At 68.2% G+C, this 1,522-nt stretch carries 2 protein-coding genes; both read left to right on the top strand.

What is annotated here, in order from left to right:
• On the top strand, window positions 1–1,008 hold a 1,008-nt coding region (locus tag HC022_RS26305; protein WP_167454349.1), incomplete at its 5' end, for a chloride channel protein.
• 156 nt (window positions 1,009–1,164) lie between these two features.
• A partial coding sequence (locus HC022_RS26300; RefSeq protein ID WP_167454348.1) for a CHAP domain-containing protein occupies window positions 1,165–1,522 on the top strand: 358 nt, incomplete at its 3' end.

Genomic DNA, 1,522 nt, shown 5'->3' with positions numbered 1-1,522 from the left:
ACGGTGATCAACCGGCTGGCCTTCGGTGACGTGACCGAGTTCCTGCTGCCCGGCACCACCACCGTCGAGTTCTACCTCGAGCTGCCCGCCTTCTTCCTGATGGGGCTGGTCTGCGGGCTGGTGGCGGCGCTGATGATGCGGGCGATCTTCTGGTCGGACGATTTCGGGGGCCGCATCCAGAAGCGCCTCGGCCTGCCGCACTGGCTGCGACCGGCGGTGGCGGGGCTGCTTCTGGGGGCGCTGGCGATCCGGTTTCCGCATATCATCGGCGTGGGCTACGAGACCACGTCGCGGGCGCTGACCGGCAATCTCGGGCTCACGCAGGCCTTCGTCTTCACCGCCGTCAAGGTCGCCGCGGTCTCGATCACCATGGCCGGACGCATGGGCGGCGGGGTGTTCTCGCCCTCGCTCATGGTGGGGGCGCTGACCGGGCTCACCTTCGCCCATATCGCCACCGGCATCTTCCCCGAGCAGAGCTCGGCCTTCACGCTCTACGCGCTGGCGGGCATGGGGGCGGTGGCGGCGGCGGTGCTGGGCGCGCCGATCTCGACCACGCTCATCGTCTTCGAGCTCACCGGCGACTGGCAGACCGGGCTTGCGGTGATGGTGTCGGTCTCGATGTCCACCGCGCTCGCCTCGCGGCTCGTGCACCGCAGCTTCTTCCTCACCCAGCTCGAGCGGCGCCACGTCCACCTCGCGGCCGGCCCGCAGGCCTACCTGCTGGCGATGTTCCGCGTCACCGGCGTCATGCGCCGGCCCGGCACCGAGGGCGCCGCCGACGAGGAGGCTTGCCACCGGATGATCGCGCAGGGGCTCTACGTGCCGCAATCCGCCACGCTCGAGACCGCGCTGCCGCGCTTCGACAAGTCCGGGGTCGCCTTCCTGCCGGTGGTGACGCTCGAGGGCGAGGACCAGTCCCCGGTGCTGCAGGGCGCGCTCTTCCACGTCGATGCGCTCAAGGCCTACAACCGGGCGCTCGCCGCGACCGCGGCGGAAGAGCATTCCTGATCCGCCCGCATTGCAATCTGACATCCAGATCAAGGGGATTGGCGGATTTCTGCCGGTTCCAACACGACCCTCTTTGCATTGGTAAACGAATGGTCAAAAGTCTGTGTCAGCTCCGGCAACAACGGGGCAGGGCAGAATAGACTTTCGAGGGACAATATGCGCGTGACCCGTGTCCGCAAGGCTGGCCTTTGCCTGCCGGTACTCTGTGCTTTGCTGCTGGCCACTGCGGCCTGCTCGACCAAGTCGCCTGACATCACCTATGCGTCCTCCGCCGGCATCGACCTCGATCGTCGCGCCATGGCATTGCGCGAGGTGAAGGAACTCCAGAACGCCGGCAAGCGCGTCTGGTGCGTGCCCTTCGCCCGCAACGCCAGCGGTGTCGAGATCCGGGGCAACGCCAACACCTGGTGGGGCAAGGCCAAGGGGCTCTACGACCGTGGCGCCGAGCCCGTCGTGGGTTCGGTCATGGCCTTCGCGGGCACCGGCGGCATGCCGATGGGCCACGTCGCGGTCG

This window comes from Salipiger sp. HF18, from assembly GCF_011806505.1.
Lineage (GTDB): Bacteria > Pseudomonadota > Alphaproteobacteria > Rhodobacterales > Rhodobacteraceae > Salipiger > Salipiger thiooxidans.
The sequence above is the reverse complement of the archived record's forward strand: the minus strand, read 5'-3'. Positions and strand labels throughout refer to the sequence as shown.